Source organism: Mycobacterium gastri (assembly GCF_002102175.1).
GTDB classification, from domain to species: Bacteria; Actinomycetota; Actinomycetes; order Mycobacteriales; family Mycobacteriaceae; genus Mycobacterium; species Mycobacterium gastri.
On sequence record NZ_LQOX01000153.1, the window covers coordinates 23175 to 41516 of the forward strand.

The window sequence follows — 18342 nt, forward strand, 5'->3', positions numbered from 1 at the left end:
GGGAGTCTTGGGTGGCGTTACGCCCGCAAGCTCAGAATCAGTAGTTGTTGCAGGACGACGCGACCGACTCGACCAGCCCGACGTACTGCGCAGCCCCCGGCATCGCCTGCACCTGCGCGGCCATCTGCGCGCGCCGCGGCGGCGCCGCGGCCAGGAACGAATGCAGCCAGCCCTGCGCGATCGGCGAGGCGTTGAACTGCGCGGCGGCCCCCGGGTCGGTGGCGTTCAGCGCCGCCATCACCTGGCCGTAGTTACAGGTGGTATTGATGACCGCGTCCAGCGGATCTGCGGACGCGACTCCAGCGCCAGCGCTCAGCGACAATGCCAACGCGCCGGCGGCGACAGTCAGTCCCTTCAATGACAGCCTCATGTGTGGACACCTTCCCCAGTTATTGCACCGTCAACAAGACATCGACGACATCTGCCCAGCGGGTTGCCGTCTTCGGTCAAGATTAGCAGCCTCCGTGGGCCAACTCATATCAAACGTCTTATCGACAAGACCCTTCCCGGCATAACTATCTGCAGGTCAGCGACGTAATCGCGGCGATTTCACGCTGAGTGAAATCGGTCGCCAGCCAGTCCCAGCCAGTCCCAGCCGGTCCCATCCGGTCCCGGCCGGGTCACAGCCGGGCGGCAAGCTCGGTGCCCTGCTTGATGGCGCGCTTGGCGTCCAGCTCCGCGGCAACCGCCGCACCGCCGATGATGTGCGGGTCGACACCGCCGCGGCGCAGCGCGACCTCCAGATCCCGCACCGGCTCCTGGCCGGCGCAGATCACCACGGTGTCCACTGCCAGCACCCGGGGTCGCTGCCGGTGCGCGCCGAAGCTGATGTGCAGCCCGTCGTCACTGATCCGCTCGTAGTTCACCCCGGAAAGCTGGTGGACGCCTTTGGCCCGCATCGAAGCGCGATGTACCCATCCGCTGGTCTTGCCGAGCCGGCTGCCCTGCGGACCTTTGCTGCGCTGTAGCAGGTAAACCTCGCGCGCCGGCGGGGCAGGGCGCGGCGTGGTCAGCGCTCCGCGGGCTTCCGGCGGGTCCGCGGCGCCCCACTCCTCCTTCCAAAGCTTGAGGTTCAGGGTCGGCGAATGGTCGGTGATCAGGAGTTCGGTGACGTCGAACCCGATGCCGCCGGCGCCGATCACCGCCACGGCCTTCCCGACCGGCTTGGCGCCGGTGATCGCCTCGGAATAGGTCAGTACCCGCGGGTGGTCGATCCCGGGAATAGCCGGAATCCGCGGCACCACACCGGTGGCCAGGACGACGGCGTCGTAGCCCGTCAGCTTGTCGGCGGTCACCCGGGTGCCCAGCCGGACCGTGACGGCGTGCTTGTCGAGCATCGTCGAGAAGTAGCGGATTGTTTCGCTGAACTCCTCTTTGCCCGGGATGCGGCGGGCCAGGTCGAACTGTCCGCCGATGAAGTCGTTGGCCTCGAACAGCGTGACCCGGTGGCCCCGCGCGGCGGCGTTGACCGCCGCCGCCAAACCGGCCGGACCGGCCCCGACCACGGCCACCGAGCGGGCACGCCGCGCCGGCGACAACACCAACGTCGTTTCGTGTCCCGCCCGTGGATTGAGCAGACACGACACCGCTTTCTTGGCGAATGCGTGGTCCAGGCAGGCCTGGTTGCAGGCGATGCAGGTGTTGATCTCCGCGGCGCGGCCGGATTCCGCCTTGGCCACCCACTCCGGGTCACTCAGCAGCGGCCGGGCCATCGAAATCAACCGCACCGGGGTCTCGGCCAGAATGTGTTCGGCGGCTTGCGGCATGTTGATCCGGTTGGATGCCGCCACCGGGACGCTGACGTGTTCGGCGATGGCGCTGCTGATGTCGACGAACGCACTGTTGGGCACCGAGGTGACGATCGTCGGCACCCGAGCTTCATGCCAACCGAAACCGGAGTTGATCAGGGTCGCGCCGGCAGCTTCCACGTCGGTTGCCAGCGAGAGGATTTCGTCCCAGCTTTGGCCATCCTCGACGTAGTCGGCCATCGACATCCGGTAACAGATGATGAAGTCGGCACCCACCGCCGCGCGGGTGCGGCGCACGATCTCCACCGGGAACCGGCGGCGATTGGCCGGTGTGCCGCCCCAGGAATCGGTGCGCTTGTTGGTGCGTGGTGCCAGGAACTGGTTGAGCAGATACCCTTCGCTGCCCATGATTTCGACACCGTCATAGCCGGCTTCGCGGGCCAGCTGCGCGCACCGCACGAAATCCGCGATGGTGGACTCGACACCGCGCGCCGACAGCGCCCGAGGCCGAAACGGGTTGATGGGAGCCTTGATCGACGACGCGCTGACCGAAAGCGGGTGGTAGGCATAGCGTCCGGCGTGCAGGACCTGCAACAGGATCTTGGCGCCCGCATCATGGACGGCGCTGGTGATCCGGCGGTGCCCGCGGGCCTGGGCCGAAGAGACCAGCTCCGAGGCGAACGGCAGCAGCCAGCCGGTGCGGTTGGGCGCGTAGCCGCCGGTGATGATCAGTCCAACACCGCCGCGGGCGCGTTCGGCGAAGTACTCGGCGAGCCGATCGATGCTGCCGGCCCGATCTTCCAGCCCGGTGTGCATCGAACCCATGAGCACCCGGTTGCGCAGCACGGTGAAACCGAGGTCCAACGGCGACAACAGGTTCGGGTACTGGCTCGTCAACGGGTACTCCTGCGGTAGTTCAGCTGCTCATCGAACCGGTCTCCGGCGCGGCGACCGCGTGGGCCAGCCCACCGGGGCAGCATAAATGTCACTTGGCCGCTGCGCGGCGCGGTGCATACCGGCCGTGGGTTGACCGGCGTGCCAGTTGATTGACGTGTATGTGCAACGTCTAGTATCAGTAACCGAACGCTTCGCCGATCAGCGGCCCGGGGCCCGCGGTAAGGCAAGCAACAGCCCTACACTGAGCAGTATCTGCAGTACACGTTGAGGAGACGTCCGTGACGTACGTGATCGCCGAACCTTGCGTCGACATCAAGGACAAGGCATGCATTGAGGAGTGCCCCGTCGACTGCATCTACGAGGGTGCCCGGATGCTCTACATCCACCCCGACGAATGCGTCGACTGTGGTGCCTGCGAACCCGTGTGCCCGGTCGAAGCTATCTACTACGAAGACGATGTGCCGGAACAGTGGAGCCATTACACGCAGATCAACGCCGACTTCTTTGACGAGCTGGGGTCCCCGGGTGGTGCCGCCAAGGTGGGGATGACCGAGAACGACCCGCAGGTGGTCAAGGATTTGCTACCGCAGGGCGAAGGCGACTGACCAGGTACGCAGTTCCGCGCCCTGGCCGCCGGGTGTCGGCGTCCCTGCCGGATTTTCCGTGGGACACGCTGGCCGACGCGAAAGCGCGGGCCGCCGCCCACCCGGACGGCATCATCGACCTGTCCGTCGGTACCCCGGTGGACCCGGTCGCGCCGCTGATCCGCGAAGCCCTGGCGGCCGCCGGCTCCGAGCCGGGCTATCCCGCCACCGCGGGGACCGCGCGGCTGCGTGAGGCCGCGGTTTCGGCGCTGGCCCGCCGCTACGGCATCACCGGGCTGGCCGAGTCGGCGGTGCTGCCGGTGATCGGCAGCAAAGAGCTCATCGCCTGGTTGCCGACGCTGCTGGGGCTGGGTCCGCGCGACATGGTCGTGGTGCCCGAGCTGGCGTACCCGACCTACGACGTCGGCGCCCGGCTGGCCCGGGCGCAGGTGCTGCGAGCCGACTCACTGACCCAGCTCGGACCGCAAACCCCGGCACTGCTGTATCTGAACTCCCCGAGCAACCCCACCGGACGGGTTCTCGGGCTCGATCATCTGCGCAAGGTCGTCGGCTGGGCCCGCGACAGAGGCGTGCTGGTGGCTTCCGACGAGTGCTACCTCGGTTTGGCCTGGGACGTCGACTATCCAGGACCGCTGTCGGTGCTGCATCCGGCGGTCTGCGACGGCGACCACACCGGTTTGCTTGCGGTGCATTCGCTGTCGAAGACCTCGTCGCTGGCCGGCTACCGGGCCGGTTTGGTCGCCGGGGATGCGACATTGGTCGCCGAATTGCTGGCGGTGCGCAAACACGCCGGGATGATGGTGCCCACACCCGTGCAGGCCGCCATGGTAGCCGCCCTGGACGACGACGACCACGAAAAGCAGCAGCGGGAGCGGTACGCGCGACGGCGCGGCGCACTGTTGCCGGCCCTGCGCTCGGCGGGTTTTGCCGTCGACTACTCCGAGGCCGGCCTGTACCTCTGGGCCACCCAGGGCGAGCCGTGCCACGACACGGTCGCATGGCTGGCCGAGCGCGGCATCCTGGTGGCCCCCGGTGACTTCTACGGACCGCGTGGTGCCCAGCACGTGCGGGTCGCACTGACCGCCACCGACGACCGCATCGCCGCCGCGATAGAGCGGCTGCGCTGAGCGGGCTCACCGCCAGGTGGTGCGCAGCTGGGTGGTGAGCGCGAGCGGGTTGTCGCCGCGGAACAGCTCGAGGATGGCCTGGCCCTCGGGGGAGTCGGCTCGCAGGTGCCGCGGTGGACCGATGTGCTGTTGCCATGACTGCAGCAGAGCGCCCAGTCGGTCCTTGCGGCGGGCGAACCACTGCGGTACGCCGTGCCAGGCGATGGCGCCGGGCAGCGGCAGTCCGACGACGGCGCGGGCCGCGAAGAGGCCCCGGGCAACACGCCCGGTGGGCGGTGTGAGGATCTTGCGTCCGACCAGGTAACGCGGTTCGGTCAGCGGGCCGAGTAGCTCGTCGAGGGCGGCGGTGAACCGCTGTGACTGCTCGGTGGGCACCCCGCCGAGTTCGCAGCGGATCCAGCCGTCGGGATCCACGGTGATTCGCAGCGCGTCGGATCCTCGGTCGGCGCCGCCGCCGGCCCGCAGCGCGTCCGCGACGGCCGCGGCCAGCTGCTCGAGCGCGTTGGGTGCCTGGGCCAGCCGACGGCTTTCGGCTCTGGCGGCAGCCGCCAGCAGCCCGACGCTGGTCGCGATGACGCCACCGGTCGTGACGGCTGCGGCGAGTGGGCCAAGGCTGGTGCCGGCCAACACGGCGCCGCTGGCCGCGCCGGCGAGGGACAGGCCGGCGCCGGCGGCCCTGGCCGCCGGCAGCGGACTGCGCCGGCCCGGCAGCGACGGGACCAAAGCCGACGCCGGGATGCCGGGTGCGGCGATGCCCGCGGAGCGCTGGGATCGGATGCGGATGGTTGCCACATCGGTTCCCTGGTAGGCCTGACCGATCCGCCACCACGCCCTGGCCTGGCCGCGTTCGGCGACGCGCCGCAGGGCCCGGGCGGTGATGCCGGCATCGGCCGGCGGCGGGCCGTAGGGCGACAGGCAGGGATCGCAATGGGTCACTCCCGACTCGATGAGCCCTTGCGGACTCGCCGCGAAGTACGCGTCGTGTTTGCGCACCAGACGCAGGTAGTCGGCGTCACCGCGCGGGTGATCGGGACTGACGCAGCACACCGACCAGTTGTCGGCCACTTTGTCGGCGTCGGCGGGATCTCTGCGGAGTGCCCGGCCGCGCATCTGGGTGATCGCTCCCGGGGTTGTCGCACTGGTCAGGTCGACGGTGACGTTCACCGCGGCGCAGTCCCATCCTTCGCCCAGCAGGGCGCGGGTGCCGACCAGCACGCGGGCGCGTCCGGTCATGAAGTATTCCGTGGCCAGCGCGACCCAGGTGCGGGGGCCGAAGTTGCCGTTGCCCCGCACGATCCGCAATCCGGGATGGGTCCGCAGCGGCTCGGTGCACACCAGCGCGCCCCGGGCGGCGCAGAAGGCGATCAGGTCGTCTTCGATCGCGGCCGGACAGGCGAAGGTTTGACCCGTCACCAGCAGGGGACGCAGCGGGGTGCCGCGTCGATTGTCGGACGCGGCCAGCATCGCGGTGACCAGCTGCGCCGACCCGGACAGGTCGTTGACGGGTGCTCCCTTCAGCGACGTGGGGAGCGTGCCGGTCATCGATTCGAAGTCGCACAGCACCAGGGCCCGCAGCCGCGCCCCCAGCGCGGCGTCCTCGGCATCGAGGATGTGGGTCGTCGCCGCGACTTTCGACTCCGACAGCGCGCACACCCGGTCCACGGGCGAGGTCGCGACGCGCACTCCGCGACTGGTGAGCCGGTAACCGAGGCCGGGCAGCACCCGTTTGATCGCGGTGAGCGCCTGCGCATCACGCGGATCGTCGCTGTCTTGGAGGTGGCCGACGGCGAAGTCGGTCAACACGGTGACCCAATCCTGGGCGTCGGGTGCCACCCGGTGCTGCTCGCGCAGGCGGGCGCCGTCGGGTAGCGGGATGAGGCCGTCAAAGGCAAAGCGCAGACCGCTTGCGGCAACGGCGGGTTCGGCGCGCTCGAACGTCGACCACGCGATCTGGTTGCCGTCGCGCGTCGACCGGTCCACGATGCGGATCCGCAGCCAGGCGGCCAGCGACATGCTGCCCACGTGCTGGTCGACGAGCGCCAGCATGAGATCGGCGAAGCGGGCGCGCTCGGTCGCCATCCAGGCCTGCTCCTCCGGGGTTGGCCCGGTCAGGTAGACCAGTTCTTGATAGGGGGCGAGGTCGCCCTCTTTGACCAGGGCAGGTGTCGGGACGACGAAGTCGGCCGTGCCGAACAGCTCGTCATGCAAGGCCCGCTGCCACTCGGTGAGCGCGGTCGCCGGGGTCGCGGTCAGCCCGATCAGCGCCGTCCGCGGTCCCAGCACCGACACCAACGCCCCGACCAGTGCGCCCCACGTCGCCAGCAGATGATGACACTCGTCGAGCACCAGCGTCCAGGGTCCCAACGATGCGGCCCGCTCGATCAGCGCCCTGCCGTTGGGGTGCAGCAGGTCCAACAGGGCTTGCCGGTCCCGGGTGCGCAGGATCGCCCGCCGCACCGTGGCATCCGTTTCGCCGTCGATGACCGCCAGGGACTGATACGTCAGCACGTTCATCGCCGAGGTAAGGGCGCGGTCGGTCCCGCATGCCGGCGCCGACGGGTCCGGTGACGGAAACTTGGTATTCCACGCCGCGGCCCACTGTGCCTGCACCGCCGTGTTGGGAACCAGAACCAAGGTGCGCCGTCCCACCCGGCGTGCGGCTTCCAGTCCGATCATCGTTTTTCCGGCGCCCGGCGGCAGCACCAGATACGACCGGTTGTCGCCCGTGGCGACATCGGCGTCGAACGCGTCCAATGCCTGCTGCTGATACCGCCGCCATTCCCCGGCGAAGCCCCGGGAGTGCAGGTCACGGCCAGGCTCCACGAGTGCTCACCCTAACCAACCCTCAAGCAAGCACCGTCTTGGCAGAATGCATCGTCTTGGCAGAATGCATCGAATGCTTCGTCAATGCTGCACGTTGGGTAAGGAGTGGTCGTGACCGCTTTGGCTCGCAATCCGGCCGCCAAGCCGGCTATCCCCCTGTCGGTCGGCGACATAGTCAAGCGGGTCTTTCTGGGCAAACCGCTCATCACCGAAAGCCTGACATCCGAGAAGCTGTCGAATCCCGTTGCGCTGGGCGCACTCTCGCCGGACGCCATCTCGTCGACGGCTTACGGTCCGGAGCAGATCCTGATCGAACTGCTGCCCCGCGCCGGGCTGGCGGCCTTCGCGTTGCTGTTGCCGATCACGGGCGTCATCCTGCTGATCCTGGTGCTGGTCACGGCTTCGTACCGGCAGGTCGTGATCGCCTACACGCGGGCCGGCGGTTCCTACATCGTGGCGCGGGAGAACTTCGGGCCGCGGGTCGCGCAGATCGCCGCGGCGGCATTGCTCATCGACTACGTGGTTACCGTCGCCGTGCAGTCGGCGGCCGGGACGGTCGCGGTGGTGTCGGCCATCCCGGCGCTGGGTCCCTACAGCCTCGAAATCACAGTCGGTGTGGTGATCGTCATCTGCTACGCGAACCTGCGGGGCATGCGCGAAGCCGGCCGGCCTTTCGCGGTGGCGACGTACTTCTTCGTCATCATGATCGCCTTGACGATCATCACCGGTGTCGTCCGCCAAATATTCTGGGAATTACCGATATACGACCCTCAGCAACTGCCGGGGACGGTGCCCGTCCACCAGGGGAGCGGGTTGGTGATGGGCGCAACCATCCTGGTTCTGCTGCGCGCATTCGCCAACGGCGGTTCGTCGCTGACCGGCGTCGAGGCGATCTCCAATACGGTCGACGTGTTCCGGAAACCTCAGGGCCGCAATGCGCGTCGAGTTCTCACCACGATGGCCTGCATTCTCGGTTTCTTGCTGGCCGGTGTCGCCTACCTTGCCTATGCCACCCACGCCACGCCGTACCGCACTGAGTATCCTTCGGTGCTTTCGCAAATCGGCCGGGCGGTGTTCGGCACCGGGGTGATCGGACACGTCTTCTTCATTCTGGTCCAGGCGTCAACCGCGGCAATCCTGTTCACCGGCGCCAACACCAGCTTCAACGGGTTTCCGGCCCTGGCCAGTTTCGTCGCCGAAGACCGGTTCCTTCCCCGGCAGCTGACCAAACGTGGTTACCGGCTGGTTTTTTCGAACGGCATCATCACACTCACGGCGCTCTCGGTGGCGCTGCTGGTGATCACCGGCGGGTCGGTCAACGCGCTGGTCCCGTTCTACGCGATCGGCGTGTTCACCGGGTTCTCGATGGCCGGCTACGGGATGACCAAACACCACCTGACCCAACGCGAACCCGGCTGGCGTTACCGCCTGGCGATCAACCTGTCCGCAGGAATCTTGTCGACGGTTGTGGTGGGCATCTTCGCGGTGGCGAAATTCACCGAGGGTGCCTGGCTGGTCGTCGTGGTATTCCCTGTGCTGGTGTTCGTGCTGACCCGGCTCAACCGGGAGTACCGAGCCGAGGCGGCCATTCTCGAGATGTTCCGGACCGACCGTCCCGAGGTGGTGAAGTACGCGCGCCACCGGGTGTATGTCTTCGTCAGCTCGGTCGACCTCTCGGTGCTCGAAGCATTGCGGTACGGAAAGGGGCTTCGGGCCGACGAGCTGATCGCTGTGCATTTCATGGTCGATGCGGCCCAGGCCGCGCAGTTGCGCAAGCGCTGGAATCACTTCGAGCTCGAGACCCCGCTGCGGGTGGTGGACTGTCCGGATCGGCGCATCAACCGGGCGGCGCAGCTGCTGGTCGCCCAAGCGCGCGATGAACATCCAGATACCAACGTGACGGTGTTGCTGCCACGCCGAACTTTCGCGCCGGTGCTGGGGCGGCTGCTGCACGACCGCACGGCGGACAAGATCGCCCGGGCTGTCAGCCTGATTCCCGACGCCGCGGCGACGATCGTGCCCTACGACGTCCAGTCCCGGATCAAAGAGGCCTACCCCGAGCGCTTCGAGCAAGGGGTTGCTCGGGTCCTGGACAAGTTCGAAGCCTGGGTTTCCCAGGACGACGGGTCGCCCGTCTACGCCTACGAGCATCCCGAGCGGCCGTCGTCGGTGATCACCGTGGCAGGGCTGATTCCCGGCCTGCGCGCGACCATCGAAGGGCGGGTCAGTCAGGTCCAGGACATCAGCAAACGCGGGCGGACCCAGCGATGGATCCTGGTGGGCGACGAGAGCGGAGACATCCGGATCGCGTTTCGCGACGGGCGCGGTGGCGCCGACATCCAGCCGGGTCAGCTGTTGCGGATCACCGGCAAGGCCCGCCAGGGCGGCAATCGACCCATGTGGATGCTCGACCCCGGCTACCACGTGCTGCAGGAGCCACCGACGAACCCGGATGCCGGAGACGCCGGAGCTGCGCAACAGGCCGGCAGACGATAACGGTCATATGTGCTCGCCGGCGGCACCCAGTGCACCGGGCTATCCGCCCGATAGCGGACGCGGCATCGTGAAACGGCGCCGCCCGCTCCGCAAGACCGGGGTGCCGGTGCGTCGGGCGACGTTGCCGGTCATCGGCCCCATGCCGGGCAGCCGGTTGGAGATAGCGTGCGGTGAGGCTGCGGCGCCTCCCGGAACAGCGCGAAGACCGGTTCCGCGGGGCTGCAGCGTCTCGCCAAGGCTGGGCTGCGGGATAGCCGACGTCCAGCTCTGCGGGACGGACAATCGTCCCACCGTCGCAGCGCGCCCCACCCGGGCAAGGACCGCACCGTTTTGTCCGGCCCGCACCGTGGTCGCCCGGCTAATCGGAATGGCCTTGGCTTCGGCCTGGACGTCGGAGCGGTAGAGCCCGGTTCCGAATCGGCCCGCGGAGGTGACGGTGCGGCTGAGGGCGGCAGCAAGATTCGCCGGGCCGGTGAGGGCATTGAAGTCGCTGACGAGCGTAAGCAACAAGGTCGGCCAGACCATCGACCAAGAACCCGAATGCCCTGCTGTGGCAAGGGGTTTCAGCAGCTGCGCCACAATGTGGCATAGTTTGGCGTGTCCGGCGGTCGAGGCGGCAACCAGATGCGCCGTCGCAACCACCTCGTCGGCTGGTCCGCCGTCAGTTGTGCTCTGCGGCGGAGCGCTGAGCGGCACCGACTGCGTCGCAACCAACGACGAAGCGGCATAACAGTACATCGCTGCCGCGTCCTGTGCCCACATCTCCACATAGGCAGCCTCGGTGGCGGCGATCATCGGGGTGTTCTGACCGAAGAAGTTGGTTGCCACCAGCGCCGCAAGCAGGATGCGGTTGGCTGCAACTACTTCGGGCGGCACCGTTGCGGCGTAAGCCGCTTCGTACGCGGCCGCCGCTGCACGAGCCTGACCGGCGATGTGTTCAGCGTGCGCCGCTGTGGTCCGCGCCCACGCCACATACGGCGTGACGGCGCTGGCCATCGCGATGGCCGCGGCGCCCGACCAGTTGGTGTCCAGCAGCTCCGACAGCACTGTGGCGTAGCCGTCCGCGAACAGTTCCAGTTGCGCGGCAAGCGCCGCCCACGCCGACGCGGCCGCCATCATCGGTCCCGTGCCGGGCCCGGAATACATTCGGGCCGAATTGATCTCGGGAGGCAATATCCCGAAATCAAGCATCGGCACCCTTTCTGTGCATGGACGGGCCGGGTTCAGGTAACCGACGGACTAGCCGCCAAGCGACGGGCGTGGCATCTTGAACCGGCGGGGCTCCACCCGCAATACGCTGCCGACGGTGGGCCGCGTCGAGAAGCCCGCTATCGGCCCCATGCTGGCGGTCGGCGTTCCGGTGAGCATCTCCGGTGTCTCTGACCATGACGGGCCGCCGTCGAGTTCGGTGTCGGACAACCAGATCGGCTCTTCGGCAGCCGCCACGACCGGCGGATTTGCCGTCGCCCAGCCCTGCGGAACCGACAGCCGCCCGACCGGTGTCGCGTTACCTACACTCACCGCAACCTGGCCGCGAAGCGTTGCCGGAGCAACCGACTCGGCGCCCTTAGCTATCGCCTTCGCAGCGCTGCCGCCGGCCTGAATGCTGGATCGGTAGGCCCCGGTAAGGAAACTTCCGGCCGACGTGCTGGTACGGCTGAAATTCGAGGCCAAACTCGCCGGGCCGGCCAGCGTGTTGAAGGCGCTGAAGGCCGCTAGTATCGTTGATGGCCCCAGCCACCAGGAATGGGCCGAATGTCCACCCGCAGACAGGGTTTGCAGCTGTTGGGACACCGTCGACATCAATTGCGTCAGGCTTGTGTGCAGATTGCTGGCGGCCGATGCGGCGCCGGCTTGGGCCACCGCGGTGGATTGGGCTGCCTGCCCGACGGGGTTCGTGGTCTGGGGTGGTTCCCGGAAAGGGGTCAGCCTGGTCGCTGCCGACGAGGCGGCGGCGTAGCCGTACATCGCAGCCGCATCCTGGGCCCACATCTCCTCGTACTCGGATTCGGTGGCGGCGATGGCCGTGGTGTTCTGGCCCAGAACATTGGTTGCCACCAGCGTCGCCAACCGGTCGCGGTTGGCGATCACCAGCGCCGGCGGCACCGTCGCGGCGTACGCAGCCTCATAGGCGGCCGCTGCCGCACGAGCCCCGCTGGCAGCCTGCTCGGCCTGCGTTCCGGTCGCCGTCGCCCATGCCAGGTATGGTGCGACGGCACTGCCCATCGCAACCGACGCACTGCCCGACCAACTTTCGCCTTGCAGGTGCGAGATCACGACGCAATACGCGCGCGATGTGGACTCCAAGCCTGCGGCGAGTGCCTCCCAGGCTGCGGCGGCTGTCAGCATTGACGCCGAGCCAGGACCCGAATACATTCGGCCCGAGTTGACCTCTGGTGGCAGGACCCCGTAGTCGAGTATCGGTATCACCTTCCTCGGTTGCGGCCAGGTGGCGACCAATCGAGTCGTTGATTCGCTGAGCACGCGTGGCTAGGTCAGGCAATCGGCGGCTGACCGCGATGTTGCCAAACACAACTGGCGCCCCTACAGCTGTTGTGTTGCAACGATTGTGGCTGTCATTGGCGAAGCGCAGTCAAGGACGAGCCGGGCTGCCAACGCACGTTGACCATCCGCCGCGTACTCAATCTTGACAGCGCAAGACTCACTGACCATTCAATAGTTACATGCAATTGTTGCATATGGACATCAAAATGCAACGATGCACAGGAGATTTACAGCTAACCTTCGGGTGTAACGATGCGGTCAAGTGGCCCGTGGTCGACGAGCTGTCCGGAACGTCCACCCGCATGACACGAATCATGTTGGGGTGGAAGTATTTGCGAATCGCGGATTTCTGAGGGCGGGACATGCCCCCGGCGACTCTGCCACGGCAGTGCCTGTTGACTGGGTTTCAGGCATTACGCAAGTCCGGATATGGTTACATGGCAAGCTATTTCGACCAACCAGGAGAGTGCCGCAATCTGGGTGAAGGGTACATCAGCGAAAAGCGTTGCCGCTCTCCATCATCGCCGCTGCTCGGGCGTCGGCTGCGGCTCGAAGCCGAGCCGGGCCCGGTGAGGTGAAGCCTCGGCTCGGCTGGCAGTACTGGCCAAGTGAGCTGAAAATCTCCTGTGCGTCAGTGATGTCTAGTTGTCGGGTGACCGCGATTGGGTTTCACTATCGGGTGGTCGGTGTGACGGCGTGCAGCGGTGCCCGTGTTCGTCATTGCCCAGGTGTCACCGGTCGTCGTCAAAAGCCCCTTAGAACCGCATTGCATGGCTGTCCGATCAGGTAGTCATTCGTGATGCGGAGGAAGAGCAGTGTTCGTGCACTTTTCGTCAGGGCCGTCGTTGCAGAGGTTTGGCAACCCGCGGCCAGCCGGCGGCGCGTCGTCATCTGACAGTCCGTATGCCGGGCGTCCGAACCGATCGGCCGAGCAACGTCGGGCGGTTTCGGTGGGCAACTAAACGCATCGACCAACTGTTGCCTGATCTTCCTGAGTGAATGCACACTAAGCCACCATGTATTGCCGCTCGGTGGTACGCCGACATCGTCTGTGAAAGGTAAGTACCTTATGGCGCGACCGCACCGCATCGCGGATTGGGATGCGGAAGACACCGCCGCCTGGCGTGACGGCAACAACGTGATAGCCCGTCGCAACCTGATTTGGTCAAACGTCAGCGGGCACATCGCCTTCTCCATCTGGTACCTCTGGTCGGTGATGGTGCTGTTCATGCCGCAGGGCGTCTACGGTTTTTCGACCGGCGACAAGCTGCTACTGGCGGCCACCGCGACGTTCGTCGGGGCGATCGTGCGCATCCCCTATGCAATGGCTACCACCAGGTTCGGCGGACGCAATTGGGCCGTGTTCTCGTCCCTGGTGTTGCTGATCCCCACCGTCGGCGCGATGGTGTTGCTGGCTCACCCCGGCCTGCCGTTGTGGCCATATCTGGTGTGCGCCGCGCTGACCGGATTGGGCGGCGGCAACTACGCCGCTTCGCTGGCGCATATCGAAGCCTTCTACCCGCAGCGGCTCAAGGGATTCGCGCTGGGCTTCACCGGAGGTTTCACCAACCTGGGGTCGGCGGCCATTCAGGCGGTCGGGCTCGTGGTGCTGGCGACCGCCGGTCACCAGGCGCCTTATCTGGTGTGCGCGGTCTACCTGGTGCTGCTGGCCGTAGCGGCTGTCGGCGCGGCACTGTTCCTGGACAACCTCAGCCACGTCATCGACATGGGGCATGTGCGATCGGTTCTGCGGGTTCCCGACTCGTGGGCAATCTCGGTTCTCTATCTGTGCTGCTCCGGCTCGTTTCTTGGTTTTGCGTTCGCCTTCGGCCAGGTGCTGGTGCACAATTTCGTGGCCGCGGGGCAGACCCACGCACAGGCATCGCTGCACGCTGCCGAGATCGCCTTCATCGGCCCGCTGCTGGGCTCGGTGGCGCGGATAATCGGCGGCAGGTTGGGCGATCGCTTTGGTGGCGGCTACGTGACCCTCAGTGCGTTGGCCGCCATGGCGGGAGCCGGCGGGTTCCTGGTCGCGGTCAGCACCCACGACGACCTCACCCAGGGGACGCGCGGGGGGCCCACAGTCCATACGATGATCGGCTACATCTTCGGCTTCATCACGCTGTTCATCTGTTGCGGCATCGGCAAGGGCTCGGTGTTCAAGCTGATCCCGTCGATTTTTCAGAATCGCAGCCGCGCGCTGAATGTCACCGCAGCCGAACGCCGCGACTGGGAGCGGGTCATGTCGGGAGCGTTGATCGGGTTTGCCGGGACACTCGGCGGGTTGGGTGCCATGGGGGTCAACCTGGTGCTGCGGCAGTCGTATGTGAGCGCCGGCACCGAAACCCCGGCATTCTGGGTCTTCCTGCTGTGCTATATCGGCGCCACGTGGTTGACCTGGTGGCGCTACGTGCGGCCGCACGGGCCGGCACCGGCGTTGCGACAACAAACTGCGGGGGAGCCGGTCGGAGGGGCTGCTGCCTGATGCCGGAGGAGAGCGTCAACGTGCTCTCGCTTCTGGTAATCCAGGCCGAGTTGACCGTTGCCGTTGGCAAGCCTCTCTCTATGCGACGTCCGGCAAGGCAATAATGTCAGTGAATTATTTTCCAGCCCAAGATAATTTGATTTGGTGTGGCCCAAACAGCGTGATTTCGCAACGATGTACATAGCCAGCCTCGCCTAAAATGCGGCATCGCAACCGAATCAGATTCCGAAACGCCGTAAGAACAGCATCGTTGACGCATCTCTTTCGTGTGTATAGGTTCGATCACCACAACCGAATAGCGTCGGCATCAACGCGATCTAGTCGAAACACGCAGGGAGTAAACGCAAATGACGAACCGCGTATTGTCTATTATCGGCACCGCAACTTTGGTCCCTTGTCTTCAGGTCGTTCTTCCGATGGCTAACGCCTATGCGCATGGCTTTGTCTCGTCTCCGCCCAGCCGTCAGGCCCAGTGTGCACAGGGTGCAGTTCAATGCGGCGCGATCAAGTATGAGCCGCAGAGTGTGGAGGGCCCCAAGGGGCTTACCAGCTGCAATGGCGGCCTCGGGCAGTTCGCCGAGCTCAATGACGACAGCAAGCCGTGGCGGCCGACGCCGGTCGGCAATACCGTCTCGTTCACCTGGACCAACACCGCACTACACCGGACCGTCGGCTGGGAATATTACATCGGTGCCACCAAAGTCGCCGGCTTCGACGGCAATAACGTGCCACCTGGTGCGACGGTCACCCACACGGTCAACCTGAGTGGGTTCAGCGGTCGCCAGAAGCTCTTGGCCATATGGCTTATCGGCGACACTCCCAACGCGTTTTATTCCTGCGTCGACCTGCAAGTCGGCGGCGGCCAACCGCCCACCAGCACAACGACCCCGCCCGCCGGCACCACGACCCCGCCCGCCGGCACCACGACGACGGTTCCGGCAGCGGCCAGTGCATGGGCCGCCGGCGCGACCTATGCGGCGGGAGACACCGTCACCTACAACGGCAAGACCTACCGATGCCTGCAGGCGCACACCGCCTACGATCCAACCTGGACCCCGGCTGCAACGCCGGCGCTCTGGAAGGAGACGTGACCGTTGCCGTCGAGCGTGGGCTCGGCTCGGACCCACGCCGGTAAGCGTGCTGGGCCGTCGTTGCGTGTTCGGCGTGCGCTGGCCGCGGTCCGCACCATCACCCAGGCAGCCCGTCCCTTTCGGCATCTGCTCGATAGCGGTCCACCCACTCGTCGGAACGCTGATCGGCCTGCCGCTTCAGCACCGGCGCGGGAGCCAGCCGCGGGTCGAGCCCCAACGCCTCGAGGATGGTGCCGACCAGTTCGGTCAGATTGCGCCACAACACCGGATAAGCGACCTCCATCGGTGTGATGTTCTCCGCGGCGAACCAGCTGCGCCAGCCCGCTTCCTGGGCGCGCAGCATGGTGACGACATGGGCGATCGCCCCGGCGTGATAGACGGCGCGGGCGTCGCGGACCGGATCGGGGCGCCCCCGCCAGACCCGCGTCTGCACCGCACGCCAAAACGACACCGCCTGCGACACGACGTCGGGACGGTAGACATAGACAACGAACGGGTTCTCACCGACGACGTCGCGGATGGCCGCCTTGAGGCCCTCGCCTGAGCGTTGCGGAAGTTGGTTTGCGCGATTCACCAGCAGCGGGGTCTGATTCCACATCAGCTTGCCGCCCCAGACACCGTTGGGCGTTCTGCCGACCGTGCGGATGTAGTCACGCCAGATCTCCGCCGGCGCGACGTCGGGCTTACCGTCGTCCAGCGGGTCGAGCAGGCGCAGGATCGATTCGTCGTCAACCCCGGCAAACCACTCTCGCGGTTGCGGCGGCTGGCTCGTCGTCGGCAGATACTGGAAGAACTCCTGGGGTTCGCCGGCTACGCCGGTGGCGCGTAACGATTCGACCAACAGCGTGCTCCCGCTGCGCTGCGATGCCAACACCAGGTATGACGACGGGCGGTCTGCCACGAAAAAAGAGTATCCGGAAGAAAACTGACTCTGCGCGTGATTCGGCTTGTGTCAGCCAGACCGTTCGGTCACCCGCAACCCCAGCGAAAAGAGCAGCCGCACATCGGGATCAGCCAATGACGTCGACAGCAGCTTCTCGATCCGCCGCACTCGATAGCGAACAGTGTTGGGATGTACCTGCAGTGCCTGCGCGGCGGCGCCAATATCGCCGAAGCTGTCCAAGTAGACCCGTAACGTTTCGGCCAGCGCCGGATCCCGGGCGCGCAGGTCAGGTATCCGCGGGTCGATCAGCCGCGCCTGGGCGCCGACCAGCGTGACGATTTCGTCGAGCAGCACCGCGGTGCGTGCTTCGGCCACCGAGGTCACCTGCCCTATCGAGATGGGGTGGCGCACAGCACTGTCGAGCACGCCGTCCACCTCGGTGCGCGCCGCGGCGATACCCTGCAGACCCGCGACCGGCGCGGCGATCGCGGCTCGCAGCTGCACGCCCAGCTCGGTGCGCAGCGAGTTGACCGTGCCACGCACCCATGAGGTGACCGCACGGGCCGTCGCGGTCTGCGGCAACACCACATAGATCCGTGATCCGTTGGCCCCTACCTGGGCGTCACGACGAAAAGCGCTGGCGCTCAACGCCAAGACATCGCCGAGCCGGGCTGGTTGGCTTTCGGCGGCGATGGTGTCGAAGCCGATCAGCGCGGCGTTCCCGTCGCTGGCCAGCCCGAGTTCGCGCGCGATGGCGGCCACCTCGACCGGTTCACCGTCGGCCAGGCCGAGTAGTTGCTGTACCCGCCGCGCGCTCGTGGAGGGCCGGGCCGCCAGCCGCGCCATGATCCGGGCGGCCAGCACCGCCGCGCCCTGCAAAATCTCTACGGCATCGTCGGCCAGCGGCTGCGAGCCCTGCTGAACCCAGATCGCGCCGGCGAACACCGGGGGCCGCCGCGCCGCCACCGGCGGCTGATGAATCCCGATCGCAAGCCGCGGACGCAGCCCCAACTCCGGGCGCTCGGCTACCCTGACCACCTCGCCGCCGCAGCGAAGGGCATCGAAAATGCCCCATTGAGCCAGCCAAGTCAGATGCTCGGGCGGACCGGCGCGGCCCAGGATGGACAGCCGGCGCAGCTCGTCGGCGTCTTCGTTGGACGCCGAGTAGGCCAGCACATGAGACTGCGCGTCTTCGATGCTGACCATGCCGTGGATTCGGTCGGCGAGGGACTGGGCCAGGCCGAACAGGTCGGTGCCCGAGTCGTCCATGGGATCGCCGCGGTCCCCGTGATGCTCCAAGACGTGATTGACCAGCCGGTAAAGGCGTTCCCAGCGAGCACGCGGTTCCACGGCAACCACCGCCGACCCCGCTCGGACCGCTTGGGCCACCACCGCGTCCGACGGTTCCTTGACGAAGATCGCCACCGGCGCGCGGGCTTGGCCCCCAATCCAACGCAGCGCCTCGTCGGCGGTGACGCCCAGCAGAAAGAAGACGTCGGCCGAGCCCGCCGCTTCGGCCAGGCCCAGCCGCACATCGTCGGAATCGACCAGCGCTGTCGAGGCCACCGTGAGATCCAGCCCCCGCGGGGCTTCGACCAGATTGACCAGGGTTGCATCCAGGGCGAGGAGTAACTGGCCCAATCCGACACCAGGCGCCCGCATATTGTCCGATCCTACTAGCA

12 protein-coding genes are annotated in these 18342 nt (G+C 66.7%); 5 read left to right on the top strand and 7 right to left on the bottom strand.

Annotation, left to right across the window (positions count from 1 at the left end; all coding sequences use genetic code 11):
- Positions 1-37: 37 nt before the first annotated feature.
- Together AWC07_RS25775 and AWC07_RS25780 are read right to left on the bottom strand one after the other, a co-directional pair.
- The gene (locus AWC07_RS25775) at positions 38-370 is read right to left on the bottom strand and encodes a hemophore-related protein (RefSeq protein WP_036417925.1); all 333 of its coding nucleotides are present in this window, start codon (positions 368-370) and stop codon (positions 38-40) included.
- A 250-nt stretch (positions 371-620) separates the two neighbouring features.
- Positions 621-2645, bottom strand: a complete 2025-nt coding sequence (locus tag AWC07_RS25780; protein WP_036417923.1) for an NADPH-dependent 2,4-dienoyl-CoA reductase — start codon at positions 2643-2645, stop codon at positions 621-623.
- A 278-nt stretch (positions 2646-2923) separates the two neighbouring features.
- Between AWC07_RS25780 and fdxA the strand changes: the two genes are divergently transcribed.
- Both fdxA and dapC read left to right on the top strand, forming a co-directional pair.
- Positions 2924-3250, top strand: a complete 327-nt coding sequence (fdxA, locus tag AWC07_RS25785) for a ferredoxin (RefSeq protein ID WP_036417921.1) — start codon at positions 2924-2926, stop codon at positions 3248-3250.
- 32 nt (positions 3251-3282) lie between these two features.
- Positions 3283-4377, top strand: coding sequence for a succinyldiaminopimelate transaminase (gene dapC, locus AWC07_RS25790; protein WP_036417919.1), 1095 nt, complete (start codon positions 3283-3285; stop codon positions 4375-4377).
- Positions 4378-4383: 6 nt separating this feature from the next.
- On the opposite strand, the gene AWC07_RS25795 is transcribed toward dapC, so the two are convergent.
- Positions 4384-7200 (bottom strand): DEAD/DEAH box helicase family protein, encoded by a 2817-nt coding sequence (locus AWC07_RS25795; protein ID WP_036417917.1) that lies wholly within the window; start codon positions 7198-7200, stop codon positions 4384-4386.
- 120 nt (positions 7201-7320) lie between these two features.
- On the opposite strand from AWC07_RS25795, the gene AWC07_RS25800 reads away from it, so the two are divergent.
- Positions 7321-9696 (top strand): amino acid permease, encoded by a 2376-nt coding sequence (locus AWC07_RS25800; protein ID WP_036417934.1) that lies wholly within the window; start codon positions 7321-7323, stop codon positions 9694-9696.
- Positions 9697-9735: 39 nt separating this feature from the next.
- Here AWC07_RS25800 and AWC07_RS25805 read toward each other — a convergent pair whose 3' ends face one another.
- Both AWC07_RS25805 and AWC07_RS25810 read right to left on the bottom strand, forming a co-directional pair.
- Positions 9736-10887, bottom strand: a complete 1152-nt coding sequence (locus AWC07_RS25805) for a PPE family protein (RefSeq protein WP_036417932.1) — start codon at positions 10885-10887, stop codon at positions 9736-9738.
- A 48-nt stretch (positions 10888-10935) separates the two neighbouring features.
- Positions 10936-12117: a PPE family protein, SVP subgroup gene (locus tag AWC07_RS25810; protein ID WP_036417931.1), complete on the bottom strand. Its 1182-nt coding sequence runs from the start codon at positions 12115-12117 to the stop codon at positions 10936-10938.
- A 1153-nt stretch (positions 12118-13270) separates the two neighbouring features.
- Between AWC07_RS25810 and AWC07_RS25815 the strand changes: the two genes are divergently transcribed.
- Positions 13271-14686 (top strand): MFS transporter, encoded by a 1416-nt coding sequence (locus tag AWC07_RS25815; RefSeq protein ID WP_036417913.1) that lies wholly within the window; start codon positions 13271-13273, stop codon positions 14684-14686.
- 416 nt (positions 14687-15102) lie between these two features.
- A complete protein-coding gene (locus AWC07_RS25820; protein WP_244187707.1) occupies positions 15103-15777 on the top strand; it encodes a lytic polysaccharide monooxygenase in 675 nt (224 codons plus the stop codon).
- A gap of 97 nt (positions 15778-15874) precedes the next feature.
- Here AWC07_RS25820 and stf0 read toward each other — a convergent pair whose 3' ends face one another.
- Both stf0 and AWC07_RS25830 read right to left on the bottom strand, forming a co-directional pair.
- Positions 15875-16678, bottom strand: coding sequence for a trehalose 2-sulfotransferase (gene stf0 / locus AWC07_RS25825; RefSeq protein WP_036417909.1), 804 nt, complete (start codon positions 16676-16678; stop codon positions 15875-15877).
- Between the two features lie 51 nt (positions 16679-16729).
- Positions 16730-18322, bottom strand: a complete 1593-nt coding sequence (locus AWC07_RS25830) for a PucR family transcriptional regulator (RefSeq protein ID WP_036417907.1) — start codon at positions 18320-18322, stop codon at positions 16730-16732.
- Positions 18323-18342: the final 20 nt, after the last annotated feature.